Origin of the sequence: Microvirga pakistanensis, assembly GCF_004458765.1 — a bacterium.
GTDB lineage: Bacteria > Pseudomonadota > Alphaproteobacteria > Rhizobiales > Beijerinckiaceae > Microvirga > Microvirga pakistanensis.
Map to the genome: position 1 here is coordinate 50411 of NZ_SPJX01000253.1, position 19069 is coordinate 69479.

The window sequence follows — 19069 nt, forward strand, 5'->3', positions numbered from 1 at the left end:
GGCCTCTTTCGCACCAGCTCCGATACTCGGACTCAAACAGACCCCGGCGCATCGGCTTCCATCCCGCTGCGGCTCTTTCCGGAGCCATCCTGCTCCAGCAGGAACTCGCGCATGAGACGTGCAACGGCGTCCGCAGCCTCATTGAGGATGGAGTGGCGCATCCCCGGCAAGATGGTCAGCCGCGAGCCTCGGATGCGCTCATGCATCAATCTGGCCATGCGGGGGTTCGAGCCCTGGTCCGCCTCCCCCGTCACGATGAGCGTCTGACACGCGATCCGGTGGAGCTCCTCGCCGAGATCCGTCTCCGCAAGAACACGGTAGGCGGCTGCATAGCAATCCGGGTCGTTGGCTGCGTTCCTGCGGCGTAGCTCCTCCATGAGAGCGGGATTGGCCTTCTGAAACGCGTCCGTGAACCAACGGCTGAGCGAGGCGTCATAGTGGGAGCCGGCCTCGCGGGTCTGCAGGGCCTGCAGGCGCTGCAGAACGCGCTCCTTCTCCTCCGACGTCCGCCCGGCCACGGTGCTGAGGAGAACCAGCCGCCTCACTCTGGCTCCATGGGTGAGGGCGAGGCGCTGGGCGATCAGCCCTCCCAGGGAGAAGCCGGCAAGGTCGAAGGTCTCGAAGCCGAGATGATCCGCAAGGCGGATCGTATCCTGGACGAAGTCGTCGATCTCGTACCGCCCCTTCACCCGCGCGGACTGGCCATGACCACGAAGATCGAAGCGCAGGATGCGGAATTCGTCTTCGAGCATGGGAACAACGCGATCCCAGCTCTCGAGATACGAGCCGACCCCGTGGATACAGACTAGAGGGTTAGGCCCTTGCCCGCTCACCTGGTAATTCAGCGCAACTCCGTCGGCGTCGAACGTCATCGTCGGCATCTTGGTCCCCCTTGCCGGTTCCGCGGGGCTCAGCCGGCCAGGGCCGGTGCGGGCTGAGCCGCCTTTGTCGCGGCCTCCCGCTCACGCTCGCGGGCTGCGAAGACAGGCATGACCTCACGGATGAACAGGTCGAGGGACTTTCTCTGTACCTCGATCGGCAGATTGAACCCAAGGCCCAGGCTGAACTGATCGACGCCGGCCGCCTCGTAGACCATCAGCTTCTCGATCACTTCGTCCGGGGTCCCGAACACGAGGTTGTCGCGGATGCTTCTCGGATCGTACTCGGTCCGGTTCTTGACCGCCTCGTAGCTGATCGACTCCGGGAAGCCGTTCCGCACCATTCCGATGTTCTGGAAGAGGTTCTCGAAAGCGCGTCCGTAGTCGATGCTGGCGCGGACCGGGACCTCCCAGTCCTCGGGGCGCTCGTAGACGCAGGTACGCCGCAGCATCATGAACCGCGGACGCGGAACGCCCGGATTGTTGGCGACGGCCTCGTTGAACTTGTCGGCCAGGACCTGGACCTCCGACACCGGCCGGGAGAGAGGCGTCGAGAGAATGTTCGCGCCGTTGCGGACGGCCCAGTCGAACGTTCCGGGATCGCGTGCGGCCACCCAGATCGGCGGAGACGGCTGCTGCAGCGGCTTCGGCACCGAGGTGGCGGTGGGAAATCTCCAGTACTTCCCCTCATGGGCATAATCGCCCGCCCAAAGGGACTTCACGGCAGGCACGATCTCCTTGAGGTAGGCCACGCCTTCCTGCTGCGGGATGCCGCCCGCCATCCGGTCGAATTCGTACTGATAGGCGCCGCGGGCGATCCCGAGCTCGAGCCGGCCGCCGGTCAGGTGATCGCACAGGGCGGCCTCGCCGGCCAGACGAATAGGCGACCAGTAGGGAGCCACGACCGTTGCCGTGCCCAGGCGGATCCGCTCGGTGTGCCCGGCCCACCATGTCAGGATGGTGAAGGGATTGGGCGCTATCGTGAACTCGATCGTGTGGTGCTCCGCGGACCAGACGGTTTCGAACCCGCCTTCGTCGGCCATGCGGACCACTTCCAGGGTCTTGGACATGACGTCCTTCATGCTCTCCTCGGGGGAGAAGCGCTCCATATGGATCGCAATGGAGAATTTCATGGTCGGTTCCTTGCTGCTCTAGAAGGGTACCCGTCGCTCGGGCTGGGGCTAGCGGAGGCGAATGACGAAGGGGTCCTGGTTGGCGCCGGAATAGTCCACCACCACGTTCTTGACTCGGGAGAACTCACGCATGACCTCGAACCCGCCCCGTTTGCCGTAGCCGCTTTCCTTGAAGCCGCCGGACGGTGACATGTAGGCTGCGGAGCGATAGGTGTTGATCCAGACGGTGCCGGCATCGACCTCGCGAGCGAAGCGCATGGCGCGGTCGATATCCTTGGTCCAGATCCCGGCAGCCAAGCCGTAGCGGGTGTCGTTGGCCAGGGCGATCAGCTCCTTCTCGTCGCTGAAGGGAATGACGCCCACGACCGGGCCGAAGATTTCATCCTGCATGAAGCGCATGTTGTTCTTGGCGCCCGCGAAGATCGTCGGCTCAAAATACCAGCCCTGGATCAGGTCCTCGCGCTGGGGCCGGTGCCCGCCGGCGACGATGGTGGCGCCCTCGGCAACCCCCATTCCAACATAGGACTCGACCTTCTCCAGCTGCGCGTGGAGAGCCACGGGACCTAGCTGGGTCTCCTCATCCATCGGGTGGCCGATGCGGATTTCGTTGGCGCGCTGGATCAGTCGGTCCATGAACTGGTCATAGACCGATGCCTCGACGAAACAGCGCGATCCTGCGATGCAGGTCTGGCCCGCAGCGGCGAAAATGCCCGCCACCACACCGTTCACGGCGCGATCCACATCGACGTCCGAGAAGACCACGTGGGGCGACTTGCCGCCCAGCTCCATCTGGCACGGCACGAGGTTGCTGGCCGCATGGGCCGCGATACGGCGTCCGGTCTGGGTGCTTCCCGTAAACGCGATCTTGGCGAGGCCGGGATGGCGGACCAGCGCCTCGCCGGCCGTATTGCCGTAGCCGGTCACGACATTGAAGACCCCGGGCGGGAAGCCGGCCTCCTCGAAGAGCTCCCCCAGGGCCAGGGTGGACGCGGAGGTATGTTCGGACGGCTTGACGACGACGGTGTTTCCGATAGCAAGGCAGGCCGCCAGCGTGCCAGTCAGGAGCATCAACGGAGAATTCCACGGGGTGATCATGCCGACCACGCCGATGGGCTCGCGCAGCGTGAAATTGAGCATGTCGAGCTTGTTCACGGGAATGGTGTCGCCGTGCAGCTTGTCGGCCATGCCCGCAAAATAGTGATAGGTGTCGGGCGCCCCTTGGAGCTGGACCTGCATCTCCCGCAGGAGCTTTCCGTTGTCCCGCGTCTCGATCCGGGCCAGCATATCGCCGTTCCGGGCGACGAGTTCGGCGAGGCGGCGAATGAGCTTGCCTCTCTGGGTCTGGGTCATGCGACGCCAGTCCGGGCTGGTGAAGGCCTTCTGCGCGGCCGCCACGGCTGCATCCACGTCGGCGGCATCCGCGTCGGCCGCCTCATACCAGGGCTGGCCGTTGGTCGGATCGTAGCTGGGGAGGTAGCGGCCGGATTTCGGCTCGACCCACTCCCCGCCGATCAACATTGTCTGCCGCGAACCTTCGATGCTGTCCAAGGATCTGTCCATCGTATCCCCGCTGAGAAGTTACTTGCCCAATGCCGTGTCGATCGTATGCCAGGGTCTTGGCGGCCCCTCGATCATGGCCACGCGGCCTCCATCGTCCGTGTCGATGTAGATGCCGAAGCGGGCCTGGTTGTGCTCGTGAACGAAGCGCCGAAGCATGGTCCGGATCTGCCGAACGGCGATCCTGTCCCAGGGGATATCCGCAAGCGCGAAGAAACGAAGGGAGCAGGAAGCCTGGAGATCGTCCGGACCGCCATCGGCCAGGACACCCCTGTAGACGATGTAGCCAGGCTCCTTGTCGGCCACGTCGAACACCGAATACAAGAAGGTTTCGTCGGGCAGGAGGGAGATAGTGACGTTCTCGTTCAAGGTGACGAGATTGCCCGCTCTCTGGCGGCGACCGGTGGGCAGGGTCCAGCCCCCCTCGTCCTCCCGCAGGAGAATGCGTCCGTTGGAGACGACGAGGTAGCTTGCAACCATGTCGCGCGCCGGCATCCAGCCCGGGGGCAGCGGATCCTTGAGATGCGCGTAGCGCCCTCGGCAGAAGCCGAGCGGAGCCGCCGGGGTGGTCCCGAACGCCTGCACACATCCGATGATCACCAGGTGATCGCCGGCATCGACCGTGTTGTGAACGGTGCAGTCGAACCAGGACAGGCAATCCGTTAGGATCGGGGCGCCGGTGTGCACGGTATCGTAGCTCACCCCGGCGAATTTGTCGGGTGCCTTGGAGGCGAAAAGGCGCGAAACCTCGGTCTGCTGCTCATGGAGAATGTTCACGGCGAACGAGGACGCCGTGCTGAAAGCCTGGAAGCTTCCGGCGCTCTTGCCGATGCAGATCAGCAGCAGGGGCGGATCCAGCGAGACGGAGGTGAAGGAATTGGCCGTCATGCCGCGAGGCTGGCCGTCCCGATCCCGCGTGGTCACGACGGTGACGCCTGTGACAAACGTTCCGAGCGCGCGCCGCAGTTCCAAAGGATCGATCGGGATCTCACGGTCGTTCGTGGCCAGCATCAATGCGCCTCAGGTCTAACTGAGGAGAGGCTAGCCCGCAGATGACGATGCGGCTTCCTTTGCTCGGGAGGAGGATCCGCCCTCGGCTTGCTCCGTCACGGAGCATAGGGGACATTCGCCCCGCTGTTCTCCTGGGCAAGGATGGCGTGGAGGCGGATCGCCAGCTCCAGGGAGAAACGGCGCTCCGGGGAGTCGATATCGAGCCCAAAGAGCTCGGTCATCCGCGTCAGTCGGTAACGCAACGTGGTAACGTGAAGCCCAAGAGCGTCGGCGCATTGCTGGCTGCGGCAGCCGTTGTCGAGATAGCTCTTCAGCGTTTCCACATAGGCCGTGCCGTGCTCGGCGTCATGGCGCACCATGAGCCCGATGGCGTCGTTCATGAACTCGAACACCTCGCGCGTGTCTGCGGCCGAGAGGAGGACAGGAAGCGGGCCGAAATCCCGGCTCGAGATGATCCCGGTGCGGTTGAACCGGCGCGCCAGGTGGAGCAGGCGCCGGCACTCATGCCAAGCCGAGCTGTAATCTCCCGGGGAGCGGCAGGTTCTGCTGAGGACCACGTAGGGGATATCCCCGGCGATCCAGCGGGCCTCTTCGATCAAGCGGCGCATGAAGCCGCTCAGAGCCGCATCCGTCTGGTTCTCCCCCTTCATCGGGAGGTGGCACACGATCAGGTTGTCGAAGGAGAAAACCGTGGCCTGGGCCGAGCGCTGCTGGGCCACGCGGGCGAAGGACCGGTGAAGCTCGAGCGATGTCTCCGAGAAATCCTCCCCTTCGCTCCTGAAGCCGACCACCACGAGGCGGGAGGCGGCCTCCAGGTCGATGCCGAGCCGCATGGCCTTCAGCTTGACGTCGTCGAGCGTCCGCCAGCGCTTCTCAACGAGCTCCTGAAACAGGTCGCTGAGGGTCTGCGCCTCGTTCTGGAAGCGGATGTGGTGCCGCATCATTTGGACGCTCAGCGCAAACTTCGCACTGTCGAGGAGCAGGTGATCGAGGTCGCTGAAGTCCTGCTTGATGGGAAAGATCCAGAGCGCACCGACGACTTCCTTGTCGACGAAGAGCGGCTCGATCAGCGTGGGGAGGATCAGAGGCGCCTTCAATTCCCTGAAGAGCACATCCTGGGTCTGGGCGGTACGGCCCTGGGCAACCGCCCGGGACATCTCGATGATCTGCCTCGACAGGGTCTGGCGCACCATGGCCTCCCAGGCGCTGTCGTCGATCTCGCCGGGTTTGGGCGAGCGTCCGGGGACGACCAGGTTGGCCGTCAGGTCCACCGCAAGGACCGGGTTCGGCAGGATCCCGCCGATCATGGCGGCGGAGGACGCAACGGAGCTGTTGGAAAGCACCTGCTGCATGAGGGCGGCATTGGCTGAAAGCGTTCCCTGGAGACGCGCCGCGAAAGCATTCTCGGCAGCAAGCCGGTGAGCCTTCTCGACCGCAATGGCCCCCATATGGACGATGGTCTGCAGGAGGGCGAGATTGCTTTCCGTGACGTCGATGACCTTGCTCGACTGGACGGACAGCACCACGGCGCGATCCTGGGCGTCCTTGCAGCCCATGGGGAGCACGGCCACTGTCCGGTAGCCCCGCAAGGCGGCCTCCTGCTGATATCCTGGAAACTCGTCGGCGGTCTGCGCATCGTTGATGACAACGGGCTCGTTCCGCTGCAGGGCGAGGATTGTCGGGCTCGATTTGAGCTCCCATTGGTTCTGATAGATGTCACCGAGCAGGTTGGGGTCGTGCCGGGCGATCACATAGGCAAGGCCGCTCTTGCGGTCGATGCTCATGATGCCTCCCATCGACCACTCGGTGTGAAGGCAGACGGCGCGAATGATATCCCTGAGAGTGGTGTTCAGATCGCTGCTGGCGTTGATGAGGCTGGCTACATCACGGAGCATGCGAAAATGCGATCTGTAGTCCATTGTACTCCATACCCACTTTTCTTTCAGCCTAACGTAGGATCGTGGAAGGGTACAGCCCCTCTTGCACTTGTTCGGAGGAGAGCGGATGCTAAGCTTCCTTCAGATCGGAGGAGGACGTGTGTGAGCAGCACCCCTAAACTCTACGGGAAGTATCGACGAACCCAAGAGCCGAGGCCGTTTCATGACCCCAGAGGTCCGCAAGATCGTCCGCTATATCGAGGAAACGTTTGTCGAGGGTGGCAAGGCAGGGGACCGGCCGGTGACGAGCGTGGTAGTGGCCGCCATCTGCGCCAATCCCTGGGGCGGCCAAGGGTTCGTCGAGGACCTGCGCCCTGAAATCCTGCGCCTCGCCCCCATTCTGGGCCAGGAACTCGTAACCCGCCTGACGGCCGTATGTCCGGCCAACCGGATAGAAGCCTATGGCAAGGCAGCCATGGTAGGAGCCAATGGGGAGGTCGAGCATGGCTCGGCCCTGATTCACACCCTGCGCTTTGGCAACATCTTCCGCGAGGCCGTCGAGGGGACCACCTATCTGAGCTTCACGAACACTCGCGGCCCTATGGGAGCCAAGATATCCCTGCCGATGACCCATAAGACGGAAGTGGGCAAACGCTCGCACTTCCTGACTGTGGAGTTCTGCATTCCGGATGCTCCGGCACCGGACGAAATCGTCATCGCCATTGGTGCCTCCGATGGTGGACGCCTGCACCCTCGTATCGGCGACCGGTTCCTGGATATGAAGGAGATGGGTATCTCCTGATCAGCGGGAGCGCTCGCTGCGGGACAGCCAGCGGCGCCTCAACGCCGTTCTTAATAACGCGACCGTTGCGATCTTCCTGATGGATGACCGCCAGCACTGCGTCTACATGAACGCGGCTGCCGAGCGGCTGACCGGCTACACCCTGCCTGAGACGTTGGGACGTCCGCTGCGCGACGTGATCCATCACACCCGCTCGGACGGAAGCCACTTCCCCCTGGAGGAGTGCGCCATCGACCGCGCCTTCCCGGAGGAGCACCAGACGAAGGGCGAAGAGGTGTTCGTCTACAAGGATGGCAGCTTCTATCCAGTCGCTTTCACGGCCAGCCCCATCCAGGATGAGGGCAGCCGGCCCATTGGAACGATCATTGAGGTGCGGGACATCCGGGCGGAGAAGAAGGCCCAGGAGCACCAGCGGGTTCTCATCAACGAGCTCAATCATCGGGTCAAGAACACCCTGGCGACGGTGCAGTCGATTGCAGCCCAGACGCTCCGCAATGCGTCCAGCACGCAAGAGGCCAAGGAAGCGCTGGAGGGGCGTCTGTTCGCGTTGTCACGGACCCATGACGTGCTGACACGCGAGAGCTGGGAGGGGGCGGATCTGTATGACATCGCCGCCCAGGCGGTAGAGCCTTACTCCAACCAAGGTGAGGATCGGCTGCACCTGAACGGCCCTCACGTCAAGTACGGTGCTTTGTCCATGCCGGGCGGGGAGATCCGCATCACTTGGTCGGTTGATCCCGCGGGCGTGGAGACGGAGCACCACCTGCGCTGGGAGGAGCGTGGTGGGCCACCCGTAGAGGCTCCGGCGCGGCGGGGTTTTGGGACACGGCTGATTGAGCGCAGCCTGGCGCAGGATCGGATGTGTCGCAAACATTTTATTTCAGAGTTTCAGGTATCCTGCCGGAAGCCCCAATGGCGGAGGACCGCGTGTTCAAGGGCAGGCATTTTGATCGTTCAGTAATCCTGCTGTGCGTCCGGTGGTATCTCGCCTATAGCCTCAGTCTACGCGACCTCGAGGAGATGATGGCCGAGCGCGGGATCTCCGTCGATCACGCCACAGTTCATCGCTGGGTCGTCCGGTACTCACCCGCGCTGCTCGACCGACTAAATCAACGCAAGCGAACCGTGAGTCGGAAGTGGCATGTCGACGAAACATACATCAAAGTTCGCGGGCAGTGGCGGTACTTGTGCCGCGCGATCGACAGTTACGGAGACACCGTCGAGTTCTGGTTCAACGAGCGGCGCAATCTGACTGCCGCCAAGCGCTTCCTGCGCAAGGCGCTCCAGCGGCATGGCCGGCCTGAGCGGATTGTGATCGATGGCAGCCAAACGAACCGGGAAGCGATCCTATCCTGCGATACGACAGACCAGCTCAGGGATCGTTCAAGGCGCAAGCTGAAACCGATCCGGATCCGCCAGAGCCGCTATCTGAACAATCGCATCGAGCAGGACCATCGCGCCGTTAAGCGCAGGGTTCGACCGATGCTCGGGTTCAAGTCAATGGCATCGGCTCGGGCGATCTTGAGTGGCATCGAGATGGTTCACATGATGCGCAAGGGACAGGCGGAGTATGCCTGCAATTCGAACCTCTCACTTGCAGAGCAGTTCGCTCGGCTCGCTGCCTGAATCCGCGATCACGCGATCACTCCTTTCGCGTCTCCGCTCCGAGTTTGCGACACAACCCGTCGATGGACGGGCGAAGCGCGAATGGATGGGATATTCCGGACGCCTCGCTGGCTAAGCATACGGCGACCCAGAGCCGCCGAATGTCCATAACACCTCGCCATAAGCAGCCAGACGCCGCCGCAATGGATCGGGACGGAGCGCGTGTCGAGCGACTTAAGAAAGCAACTGATCCGGCAGTGCAACTCGGCCCCAGGGATGTGTCAGGTTCAAGCTCAACCCTCTCCCTCCAGCAACGTGACAGCAAGACGATCTAGGGGCCGGGTCACCGCGGAAGGGTCGGGGAGGAGGGCGGCCGCATGAAGTTCGCGACCAACAGCCCTCCGCGTCCCCTCGCTTCGTGGTGCCTCCCGTACGTACGCGTGCACGTGGGCGCGCATTATGTAATGCACAGGCGCGTGCATGTAGCGCGCGCATATTATTCTCAACATCTCCGGCGGTTCAGCAATCATCTGCGACGCAGCTCAGGTCTTCTCAAATCGAAAGACGCCGACATCGGTTCGCACTTGTCCGTCCTCGAAGATTTCCTAACGGAACTTTGGGGTGACAAGTCAGTGGACGAGACGAGGAAGCGCGCCGCGACGGGTGTCCTGCTCGAACGGATTGTGCGGTATCAGCCAGCGCAAGGCAGCCTGGTCCTCGCTTACATCCGTGCCGATGTGGAGGTGGATCTCCGGGATTACATTCGGGAATGGATCCGTGGCCATTTTCTTTCCGAGGAGAGTGTGGCGGCGCAGGAGAGACGTGTCCACGCGTACAAGGCTGCCGCGGCGATGCGGATCCTACAAGGGCGTCGCAGGAGGATCGCTCTCGTCTCCTTTTGGCCGAGAGGATTGTAGGGGGTTACGACGCTCGAGCAAGGATCTATGCCTCCTCTCGTCCATGTCTTCGTCAGTTCGCCAGTTGCTGCAAGTCACCAAGAGCCGCCTTTGGACCGAAGCGGCACCCTTGGCGGAGGCGCTGCGCAGCAGGTCCAACAGGTCGGTGATGTGCCCGGCGACCGATTGGCGCGCCGCATTATGATCTGACAGCGATGCATGTAGCTTTCCAGGTCGGACAACATCTCGTCTCCGACGACGAAACGCGCATGCCGAGCGTCTATCTCGACACGGAGAAGAGCCGGGACGTCCGGAGTACCCTCGCAAACCTCGGATGGAAGCCGGAGTCGGACAATAAATTCTGGGAGCCTTACTGGATAGGCCGCTACGTTAGGGGCGGCCGCGTCCTCCATGTCGGCTCCGCCCGCACGTCCGTGTCCGACGTCGGTGGAGCGAAACCGGGAGCAGGAACCTGCGTGCTGGCCAGAACTGTCCCCATGGCTTGAAAGGGAAACTCTGGTTGTGGGACCAGACAGTTCCAACACTCTCTGGTAAACAAAAACAAATGCCCTCTGGGCCAAGAGGCGCAGAGGGTCATTGGGAACTGCTCCGACGGGGGGCGGAGCCAGAGTGAACTCGGCTAAGGATGCCCTATGTGTCATCTACATGCTGTGACCATTCCCGCCGCCGGAGAGGTCGTTAAGGCGTTGCCGGCGGCGATCGAGAACAGCGCGCACGCGGGCGACCTCATCCGGGTGGGGCTCTGGAAGTGGGAACTCCGCGCTCAGTTTTCCTTTGCTTCCGCGCATGCGACCATAGTGCTGGGTCGCCGTCGCATCACTCGCATGGCCCATCAAGGCCGCTACTTCGGCGGGACTGTAGACGCGCTTTGCCTGAGCGGCAAATTCATGCCGGCAGGAATATAGCGTTATTTGCTCCTTGCGACGCGGCCAGACTGCGCGGCAGACATCATGCAGCAGACGCTGCATCGCCTTCAGATCCGCTTCAAAGCGTTCGTCACAGTCGGCCCTGAAAGCCCACGAAATGCATTCTTGAAGTACAGAAATGTTGGCCTGATCGAGCGTGGGCCAAGTCAGAGTTCGGGTGGGGCCGTGCGAGCGGCCTTGCGTGTTTTTGCTGTTGACCACGATCAGCACCACTGGACCGGATCCGTTTGGCCCCGGATCCAGGGTTGCCGTGGGCCATTCGTCCGGGCGCAAACCTGTGAGACGAGCGGCATGAAGAAAGTCGATCAGACACGTGGCATATTTCGACCCCGACCCAAGCAGCCGGGCCCGGATCTTGGCATGGTCGGTATCCCGAAAGCGCTTATCTTTCATCGATGACGTTTTGGTCGTCTTTTTAGCGGTGCCCTGCTGGGTCTGCGCCTCCAGCAGGTCAATCGCGAGCTGAAACGCCGCCTGTTGATCCGTGCGGGCTCTGTGTTCCCGGCGCAGGTAATGCAGGACACTGCTCTTGACCTGCCGCCACGAGGTCGCCACCCACCAGGGCTTTTGCGTCACCACCCACTCCGCGAATGCATGAGCCCATTCTGCAGAGGCATGAGGCATGCGGGAGCGCGGGTCGTGCCCGCACTCTCGCCGCCAGCGGGCGATCAGTCCGGCCGCTCTCCGCAGATACTTCCTGGCCGTTTGCGGGGTGATCGGCATGCTTGCTGGTCGGTGGTTAGGATGCCCCAAGTCGTCTGGCATCTACGTTACTCCCTAGTATGAACAATATTACGATAGGAGAAGTGGGCCTGTGTGATCACGGGCCCATCAGATATTTCCAGAAGCGATCGAACGCTTCACGGAGCCACTGCTGGAGTGCCTCTTTCTGCCGCAGGGCCCAAACGATCCCAATGCGGTGCTCGAGTTCGCCCCAGAAGAAAAGGTCACGCCGTTGATTGTGAGACAGCACGTTGAACACTGCAGGTGCGACGACAACGTTTCGGGTTCGTCGGTATCCGGAGCGAAAAGCTCGCGCCGCCTTCTTCTCAAGAGTGTATTTCTTCATATATGCCCGCCTTTTATCGGACTCACTGAGCGATTTCTTCGGTGCGAAAGCTCAACACCTTTTCGAGCTCTTCGGTGGAATCGTGCCACCACTTCGACACGTGGCTGACACAGGAGCGGGTGGTGAAGTCGCTTCGACCGATCCGCTTTGCGAGTTGGCTGGGATCGAGACGCAGAACGTCGCGCATATTCATGCCAGCTGAGTGAAAGGGCTGCCAACCTTTGGCTCCGATCAGCGGGAGTTTGATGATCGGGGCCTCCTGAGCCGCCGCCATGAGGGTCTTCTCGAAGACCTTTCCTTGAACCCCCATGGTTTCTTCGGTGATCTGGAAATGTCCCTGGAGCTCGTTGAGCACCAAGACAGGCATGAGGCCCGGAGCCACGGTCCGCATCGACGCGAGATTGCGGGCGGCCTGCTCCATGACATCGACTTCGCGTGTCGTGACAACGAAGCTCAAGCCCCTGATGCCTTCTGCGGCCAACCAGAGATCGAGGCCCGTCTCCGTATACACTTTGAGGCGATGGCTGGTCAGGCCTGCACCCCAATCGATGACGACAATCCCAGAGGATGCCTTCGCCTTTTTCAGGATAGCCTCGACAGGTTCGAACAGGCTGGCGGAGCCGCCGACCCGTTCCTGGGCTTCGACGAAATCCTCGCTGTGGATCAGGGTTTCGCCCGGAGCGGGGGTCGGCAGGATACGCCGACTCTCGATCCGGATCATGTACACCGACAGCCCGCCTTCGAGCCCGTAGTCCCGGAGAAAGTTGGCGAGGGTCGTCTTGCCCACTCCGCCTTTTTCGGCAGAGACATCACAAATAATGGGCCCATCAGTCTTGGTCAGGGGAAGGTTCATGGGGATGATCATGAGAAGAGTTCCTTCGGAAGAGGGGTGAGACGGGGTGTCGGCAAGCGTTCGAGGCGAGCTAGGTTTGCGGGAACGGACGGAGCTCATGCGAATCCTTAATCCAAGTGCTTCAGCGCGGTGAGCCGAGCATTCGCGTTGCGAGCGAAATCGGTCTTCTCACCATCCAACAGAGGCGGTTGGGCTGTCTGAGCAGCTGAGGGTGACTGCCGCTCGGTGCCGGACGATGCCGCAACAGGCCGGGTGTTGTCTGCAATGGCCGGATCGTGCCGCACAGTGCCTGAGCTTGCCGCTTGCGGCCGCTTCGCGCCGTCATGAGCCGGATCGGGCCGCTCCGTGCCGGCATCCGCCGCGCCGTGCCGCAGGGTGTCAGGTGCATGCTCCTGTCGAGCGCGGGACAGAGCCTTGGAGATGGTGCCACGCGACAAGCAATCTCCATCGGGTGTCGTCAAACCCAACTCGGCCAGCACCTGCGAAATCTGCTCATGCTTGGCTCCCAAGCCAACGAGCTCCTCGATCGGCCGCAGAAACTCGTTGAAGATTTTCTGCACGGAGACTTCGAAGGGACCGCCGTGGAGACGCTTCGGAATCTCCTTGAGCTTGCAGATAAGGTCATCCGGCAGCCGATGAAGAAAGCCGGATTTCACCGGCGCTTCGTCAGTTGCCGGTTCAAGAGTGTGCTGGTTGCAGCCAGCGTCGATAGCAATGGGAGAGGCGGTGCTCTCCAGATCAGTCATGGTCATGTCTTGTCCTTGAACATGCCTGTCCGGTCGCCGTCTGAAACAGAGGCGTCGGGAAGGCGCGGAGCCTGCTTGGTCAGGTCAAGGCATAACTCGACCGACGCCACGGCTGGGGTGGCGGCCAAACAGGTGACTTTGGGTGAAGAGGGAATGCATCTGATCGCGAGAGAATCTGCTTGTCCTGCCGGACGCAGCATGCAAGTCTCGCAACGGCTCTTGGGTGAGCTCTCGACACACAGACGCGAAGTTTCTGAGGCCTCAGCGTCTGTGGTCGGCATTCCCGAAGCGCTCGTCCCGCAGGACGGGCGCTTTCGACCTAATCAACAATCCTTATGTGATGCACCTCCTATCACTCGAAGGTCAGAGGGACGAATCCAACTGACTGATTCGAGGGTCAGGGCAGAGCGCCCTTAGGTCAATAGTGCACCTGTAGATTCTTCTAAAATTTATCCTGTTGACTTAAGGTAAAAACTCGACTTGTCGTGAATTGGATTCGTCCTTGATCGATGATTTCCGGCCATCTGTTAGTATACGTGATCATGGAAATCTAGAATACATAGCAAGTATGACCTGAGTACATCAGCGTTACCCGTCAGGAGACGACAGATTTAATAAGTATTATATTTTGAGAGTCTTGTTGAAATAGACGTCTTGCATTAAACCTTCCCCTACGTAAGGGGCTTGTCAATTCTGCTCGGAGCGGCGTGCGAGAGTGAGCGACGACTAACTGTCTGGATGCGAGACCTCCTTGGCGGCAGCGACGACTTGGAAGGCCTGGGGAAGTAGTGCTCCGGGATCAGGATGCTTGAAGCACCCGCTGGCCTCTCCGGCTGTAGGCTTGGTTGAAGCCCATGAGCAGCGTCTCCACCTCACGATGGCTATAGATCGTGATCCCCAGCACCTCGTGCTGCACCCGCCCGTCTCGGCGCTCTTTGATAAACTGCTATCACTGAGGAAATCAGACGCTGAGGTCCCAATGGTGGGACTTCTCTATTACGTCAGGAACAACAAAAAGGCCGCCCCACAATTGGAGCGGCTTGTTGGGAACGCGGAACAACCCGCGATGTGGCCAGAGTCTCAGACCTGCAGATTGGTCGCCGATTCCTTGCCAGTGCGCCGATCGGATTCAACCTCGTAGGAGATTTTCTGCCCATCCTTCAGGCTGCGCAGGCCTGCCCGCTCCACCGCGCTGATGTGCACGAAAACATCCTTGCCGCCATTGTCCGGCTGAATGAAGCCATAACCCTTGGTCTCGTTGAACCATTTTACAGTACCAGTCGCCATGTCGTCCCAAGTCCCTCATGGTTTCTTCTGGCGGAGCATCATGTTCCGCCCCCTTCGCTGACGTTGTCGTCAGAAGGAGCCTAGTTGGGCAAGGCAACCGTGGCAATAAAGAGGCGAGTAACTCACATCCGGCTGTTGGATGGCGGCAGCGATCAGCTTCAACGATTGAGGGACATACAACAAACGAATGGCTCCGCGTGTAACGGAAGGAACGGGTGATCATCACAAGCGCCTGAGCTGATCATAGCTGCGGTTGCCTTGATCTGTCGGATTGTGGCTGCACCCCTTCTCCGGCGGATCAGGTCTCCTGTCGCGATTTTGGCGCAGCAATGGAATGGCTCCAGGAGCCGCCTCCACTGCGCGATAGCTCACATTGACTGGCTGGGGCAGATACTCATGCGAACATGGTCCCGCCGCTTAACCATTCCGCAATCCGGGCGAGCCAGCCTGCTGACCGGAGAGTTTGCCGATTCGAATTCTGGGCGGGACAGCCATGACGGAAACCACATTCGAGAACGCAGTCGACGAGATGGTCGGCCGGCTTCACCCAATCCTGCTGACGATCCAGCAGGGAGGCGGGGAGGAGGCTTTGTACAGCCTGCAGCAACAGTTGATCGAGCTGATGGGACTCGTCGAGCGCAATCCAGGCATTGAGGCCGCGACCGGAGATCTCTACGCCTCCGCGGAGGCTCTGGTTGCGGATCGAACCACGTGTTCACAGCCGATCACACGAAAGCTGCGTTTGCTGGTTCATGCGCATCAGCGCTTCCGTGAGCACCTGTCCGCCGCCCGGCCGCTCAAACCAGGTCGGCGAAGCGTCTGGCTGCACGGCAATCTCCGGTTCGCCGCCTGATCTCGCGAGAAGCGGGATCTCGCGCCCGTTCGTCCCGCCTTGATCACCGCATTTCGTGGTTTCGGGGAGCTGCCTGCCCATCATACGGAACCAGGTTCTGGATCGATCCGAAGTAGCCTTGCAAGCAGACCGGCAATGCTCCGGTGATCTCCGGAACCATAGGGTCACAGCCCATCGCAACAGCAATCCGGCGCCAGAATGCTAAACCGCTTCTGGTCTGAGCCAGGATATCGGCGGCCTGATAGGCGTCCCACGCCGCAACGATGGCGCGTGCCCGAGCCAGTGCAGCGGGAGGAAGTGGCTGGCCGAGTGATGCGGTGCCCTGCAGAGGTTGGCTGGCACGGCGCAGCGCCATGCGCAGCTGATCGATTTCGGCGGCATTGTAACGGCGACTGCGCCCCGGCCCATCGTCCTCCCGCGGCGGTAGGCCGAGAGCCGCATCCTGCGGCTGGACCGCAAGAGCCCAGGGCTCGACGGGGCGGAGCGCTTCGTACTCGAACTCCGCTTCCTCCAGAGTGATGGTGATCGCGCGCTGCGGGTCGCGCAGAGGCCGCCAGTGGCCGGAGACCATCACAAGGATCCGGTTGCCCTCTTCCGAGATACCCGGCCACACGAGTTCCATTCCGGCCGCTGAGCGGCGCCAGCCGATCTCAGGTGCACCGAACGGCGAGAATTCGGCCAACTCGTCACGCCAGATCGCCGTGGTGGTGCGCAGATGCAGACGAAGACTGGGCCAGAGTTGCTCGCGGTGGGCAGGGAAGGGGCGGAGAGTTGTCATCGTGAGTTCCTTGACAGGTTGAGAGTGGAATGGGGTGCGGCAGCGAGAGTTGGCCTCAGGTGGTCAGGGTGATCTCCCCGAGGCCGTCATCGAACGGATCAGCGCGGCCCGCCTCAGTCGTGCTGGCTGGCGGGACTGTCATCGATCCTGGCAGCCGAGGGCGGGGATGCCTCCATGAGAGCTTTCACCTGGGTACCCGACAGCACCCGGTGGGCGATGAGTGCCTCGGCCACGGCCAGCACCGCAGGCTGATGCTGAGTTACGAGCATGATCGCGCGGTTCATCAACCGCTGCAGATCGGCTTCGATGCTGTGGGCAAAGCGACTATCGATACGGACCAGAGCACTGGCATCTTCCGCACCAGTCTGGTGCAGCAGCGTGCGGCCGAGGCCATAGCTGGCATGGAGGGCCGAGAGCTCGCGTGTGGCGACCGCGAGATCGCTCATCGCTCCGGCGCTTGCCCCGGCGCCCAGTACGAGATCAGCGGCGCGGCCAGCCAATCCGATCACGACATTATCTTCGATCACGGTGCGGGTCGGGATGAAGCCAGGATGCGCCATGCGCGTCATCCCACCGCTCGCGCCAGCCAGCTGCAGCGAGACGCCTTGGAGGGTGCGGCCGAGGGCTACTGCCACGACGGCGTGGCCAGCCTCGTGAATGGCACAAGCCTTCAGCTCGGCAAGGCTGCGGGGATCCGGCGGGCTGGCCTCAATGAGGAGATCCTTGAGCGTGAGGGTGCGACCGGCGAGCCGAGCGCGCCGTCGGGCGCTGCGCACTGCCTGAACGACATCGGCACCCACTCGCCCGAGCAGGAGCTGAGCTACTTGAGCAAGATCGACATCAGCGAGTTCATCGTTGAGGTGCGCTCGCAGGATGTTGGTCAAGCCCTCAACATCCGGCGGAGCGATCTCGATCAGCCGGTCGAACCGGCCCGGGCGGCGCAGGGCGGGATCAACCCTGTCGAGATAGTTGGTCGCGGCGATCAGCACCACATCGGGACAGGTCTGACGCAGAGCATCGATGCCGAGCAGCATACCGGTGATGACCGGGGCCCAGAAATCGCCGTTGGACGATCCGCTCAACGACTGCCGGCTCGGCAGCGCATCGAGCTCGTCGATGAACGCCACACAGGGCCGGGTCGCACGCAGAGTGGCAAAGAACTTTTTCTGCTCCTTGACCACGGCTCCGAGATGTCCGTCTGAGGCGCCAAACCAGTCGGCGACGCTCGTCATCACGAACTGCAACTGCAGTTTGCCGCTCAGAGCTTTGGCGATGGAGGTTTTGCCGGTCCCCGGTAGCCCGTATAGCAAACAACTTTCAAGCGCTGCCGTCGGGGCATGGCCGGCACGCCTGTCCTCGACCTCGCGGACGATCTCCTCGGCCCAGGTGCGTGCCTCACCATAGCCGGTCAGCGTCTCCAGGGGTGGAGCATCCTCGGCGAACATCACGCCGGTGCGCGCTCCGGCCGCCCGCGCCAGCCGGTCTGCGATGGCCGGGCGGGTCGAGCCTGGTCGGAAGGCGGCGCAGTAGTCAGGCCAATCGAGGCCCGCGAGATCGCGCGCCGACAGCGTCACGGGCTTACCCTTGCGGCTGAAGGCGCGGATGGCCTGCTCGACCAGAGCAGCCCCGGGCACAGGCACGATGATGGTCGCGTCCGCTGCAGCCAGCAGGACTTGCGACAGCTCGCGGCTGGGATCGGCAGCGATCCCGGCGACCGTCACGCCTCTGGCCAGAGCCTTGCCAGCCTCTTCGGCGCGGTAGAGCTGCTCCTGAGGACGATTGAGCCGCTCCGAAGGAGTGATGATCTGAAGCCCCTGAAAGGTCAGGTCTCTGAGCGCCTCGGACAGCGGCGCGACCCATGCTGCTGAGGGCGCCGCGACAACGAGCGCGAGGGTGCTGTCACCACGCTTGAGCCGGCGCAGAAGATCGGGCCCAAGCGCCTGCCGCAGCAGCGGCTTGGCGAGCAGCTCCCGCAGGGAGAGCCGTTGCCGGGACCTTGCCTGAGCCAGGAGGCTCTGATGGCCGGAGGGCGCCGGCAGATCAGGGCTGCCGTCCTGATCCTTCAGCTCGAGGATAAAGTCATCGACGGTGCTGGTGCTGGAGAGAGTGCGAATGCTCATGATGTCAGTCTCCCAGAGGATCAGCGCCAGGCAGCGAGGCTGACCTCGCTGTTGAGATCAATCGGACGGTCGAGAGCAATCGTCAGCACGCGCTCGGCAACCAGCCGCAGCACGGCCCCCGCTGCATCGGCACTGTCGGCGAGCGCCTCGGCGCAAACCTCAAGAGTTGCGCTGCCGCCGACCTCAGCGAGATGGGAGAGCAGGATCAGGCGCTCGCGTGGCGTGACACGCACGCTGTCACAGGCCGACACGAGCAAGCTATTGGTCAGCCGCGGCTCGGCCCGGATGACGCTCTCGGGCACCAGCACAAGGCGGCGGCCAGCCAACTCAACCGCCAACTTCAGATCGAGAATGCGGGCATGCAGGATCTCGTCGCGCCAGCAGACGCTCGGCACCGCAACGAGGCTGACGCTACGTCCACTCGTGAGCCGGACCGAGCGAAGGACAAGACCAACCTGCGCCAGACCCAGGGTGTGCGCGAACTTCTCACATTGTGGGTCGTCCGAGACGGAACGGGCGCAGGGCGTAACACCCAGCAGCGCATCGAAGGCATAGGGCAGGGGAGCTTCGCGCCCGAGGCGGGCGACCACGGTGGCATGCGAGGAGGTCTCAAGTGCGCTGGAGGCAGTGATGGGGGAAACGTAATTCATTGGCATA

General features: G+C 62.3%; 19 protein-coding genes and 1 pseudogene. 5 read left to right on the top strand and 15 right to left on the bottom strand.

Annotated features, from left to right (window positions below; genetic code table 11):
* Nucleotides 1-32: 32 nt before the first annotated feature.
* From E4K09_RS14605 to E4K09_RS14625, 5 genes are all read right to left on the bottom strand, one after another.
* Nucleotides 33-881, bottom strand: coding sequence for an alpha/beta fold hydrolase (locus E4K09_RS14605; RefSeq protein WP_134498194.1), 849 nt, complete (start codon nt 879-881; stop codon nt 33-35).
* Between the two features lie 29 nt (nt 882-910).
* Nucleotides 911-2011 carry an LLM class flavin-dependent oxidoreductase gene (locus E4K09_RS14610; RefSeq protein WP_134498196.1) on the bottom strand — a complete coding sequence of 367 codons (1101 nt, stop codon included), beginning with the start codon at nt 2009-2011 and terminating at the stop codon, nt 911-913.
* Nucleotides 2012-2059: 48 nt separating this feature from the next.
* Nucleotides 2060-3571 carry an aldehyde dehydrogenase gene (locus tag E4K09_RS14615; RefSeq protein ID WP_134498198.1) on the bottom strand — a complete coding sequence of 504 codons (1512 nt, stop codon included), beginning with the start codon at nt 3569-3571 and terminating at the stop codon, nt 2060-2062.
* Between the two features lie 18 nt (nt 3572-3589).
* Entirely contained in the window at nt 3590-4579 is a 990-nt protein-coding gene (locus E4K09_RS14620) for a flavin reductase (RefSeq protein WP_134498200.1), read from the bottom strand.
* A 95-nt stretch (nt 4580-4674) separates the two neighbouring features.
* Nucleotides 4675-6474: a helix-turn-helix domain-containing protein gene (locus tag E4K09_RS14625; protein WP_166802330.1), complete on the bottom strand. Its 1800-nt coding sequence runs from the start codon at nt 6472-6474 to the stop codon at nt 4675-4677.
* Nucleotides 6475-6679: 205 nt separating this feature from the next.
* Here E4K09_RS14625 and E4K09_RS14630 point away from each other — a divergent pair, with 205 nt between their 5' ends.
* Genes E4K09_RS14630 through E4K09_RS14640 form a run of 3 tightly spaced genes read left to right on the top strand, consistent with a single transcriptional unit; the run spans nt 6680 to nt 8884 of the window.
* On the top strand, nt 6680-7258 hold the full coding sequence (locus E4K09_RS14630; protein ID WP_134498204.1) for an amino acid synthesis family protein: 579 nt from the start codon (nt 6680-6682) through the stop codon (nt 7256-7258).
* 16 nt (nt 7259-7274) lie between these two features.
* Nucleotides 7275-8219, top strand: coding sequence for a sensor histidine kinase (locus E4K09_RS14635; protein WP_280177465.1), 945 nt, complete (start codon nt 7275-7277; stop codon nt 8217-8219).
* Complete coding sequence (locus E4K09_RS14640) at nt 8186-8884, top strand: IS6 family transposase (RefSeq protein WP_425293848.1); 699 nt, start codon at nt 8186-8188, stop codon at nt 8882-8884. The genes E4K09_RS14635 and E4K09_RS14640 overlap by 34 nt, the downstream gene beginning before the upstream one ends.
* A gap of 608 nt (nt 8885-9492) precedes the next feature.
* Here the strand turns inward: E4K09_RS14640 and E4K09_RS29130 are convergent.
* On the bottom strand, nt 9493-9648 hold the full coding sequence (locus E4K09_RS29130) for a hypothetical protein (RefSeq protein WP_166802331.1): 156 nt from the start codon (nt 9646-9648) through the stop codon (nt 9493-9495).
* Nucleotides 9649-9974: 326 nt separating this feature from the next.
* Between E4K09_RS29130 and E4K09_RS14645 the strand changes: the two genes are divergently transcribed.
* A complete protein-coding gene (locus tag E4K09_RS14645) occupies nt 9975-10265 on the top strand; it encodes a hypothetical protein (protein WP_134498208.1) in 291 nt (96 codons plus the stop codon).
* Between the two features lie 156 nt (nt 10266-10421).
* On the opposite strand, the gene E4K09_RS14650 is transcribed toward E4K09_RS14645, so the two are convergent.
* The 6 genes and pseudogenes from E4K09_RS14650 to E4K09_RS14675 all read right to left on the bottom strand — a co-directional run bounded on the left by E4K09_RS14650 (nt 10422) and on the right by E4K09_RS14675 (nt 14661).
* Nucleotides 10422-11282 carry a site-specific integrase gene (locus E4K09_RS14650; protein WP_134498210.1) on the bottom strand — a complete coding sequence of 287 codons (861 nt, stop codon included), beginning with the start codon at nt 11280-11282 and terminating at the stop codon, nt 10422-10424.
* Between the two features lie 244 nt (nt 11283-11526).
* On the bottom strand, nt 11527-11775 hold the full coding sequence (locus E4K09_RS14655) for a hypothetical protein (protein ID WP_134498212.1): 249 nt from the start codon (nt 11773-11775) through the stop codon (nt 11527-11529).
* 22 nt (nt 11776-11797) lie between these two features.
* Entirely contained in the window at nt 11798-12640 is an 843-nt protein-coding gene (locus E4K09_RS14660) for a hypothetical protein (protein WP_134498214.1), read from the bottom strand.
* Nucleotides 12641-12735: 95 nt separating this feature from the next.
* A complete protein-coding gene (locus E4K09_RS14665) occupies nt 12736-13380 on the bottom strand; it encodes a hypothetical protein (protein WP_134498216.1) in 645 nt (214 codons plus the stop codon).
* A 720-nt stretch (nt 13381-14100) separates the two neighbouring features.
* Nucleotides 14101-14308 (bottom strand): annotated as a pseudogene (locus E4K09_RS31065) (IS481 family transposase); the annotation flags it as partial.
* 146 nt (nt 14309-14454) lie between these two features.
* Entirely contained in the window at nt 14455-14661 is a 207-nt protein-coding gene (locus E4K09_RS14675; protein ID WP_134498218.1) for a cold-shock protein, read from the bottom strand.
* 493 nt (nt 14662-15154) lie between these two features.
* Here E4K09_RS14675 and E4K09_RS14680 point away from each other — a divergent pair, with 493 nt between their 5' ends.
* On the top strand, nt 15155-15514 hold the full coding sequence (locus E4K09_RS14680; RefSeq protein ID WP_134498220.1) for a hypothetical protein: 360 nt from the start codon (nt 15155-15157) through the stop codon (nt 15512-15514).
* Between the two features lie 43 nt (nt 15515-15557).
* Here E4K09_RS14680 and E4K09_RS14685 read toward each other — a convergent pair whose 3' ends face one another.
* From E4K09_RS14685 to E4K09_RS14695, 3 genes are all read right to left on the bottom strand, one after another.
* Entirely contained in the window at nt 15558-16292 is a 735-nt protein-coding gene (locus E4K09_RS14685; protein WP_134498222.1) for a hypothetical protein, read from the bottom strand.
* 113 nt (nt 16293-16405) lie between these two features.
* Nucleotides 16406-18412, bottom strand: a complete 2007-nt coding sequence (locus tag E4K09_RS14690) for an AAA family ATPase (protein WP_134498224.1) — start codon at nt 18410-18412, stop codon at nt 16406-16408.
* 20 nt (nt 18413-18432) lie between these two features.
* Nucleotides 18433-19062, bottom strand: coding sequence for a hypothetical protein (locus tag E4K09_RS14695; RefSeq protein ID WP_134498226.1), 630 nt, complete (start codon nt 19060-19062; stop codon nt 18433-18435).
* Between the last annotated feature and the right edge of the window lie 7 nt (nt 19063-19069).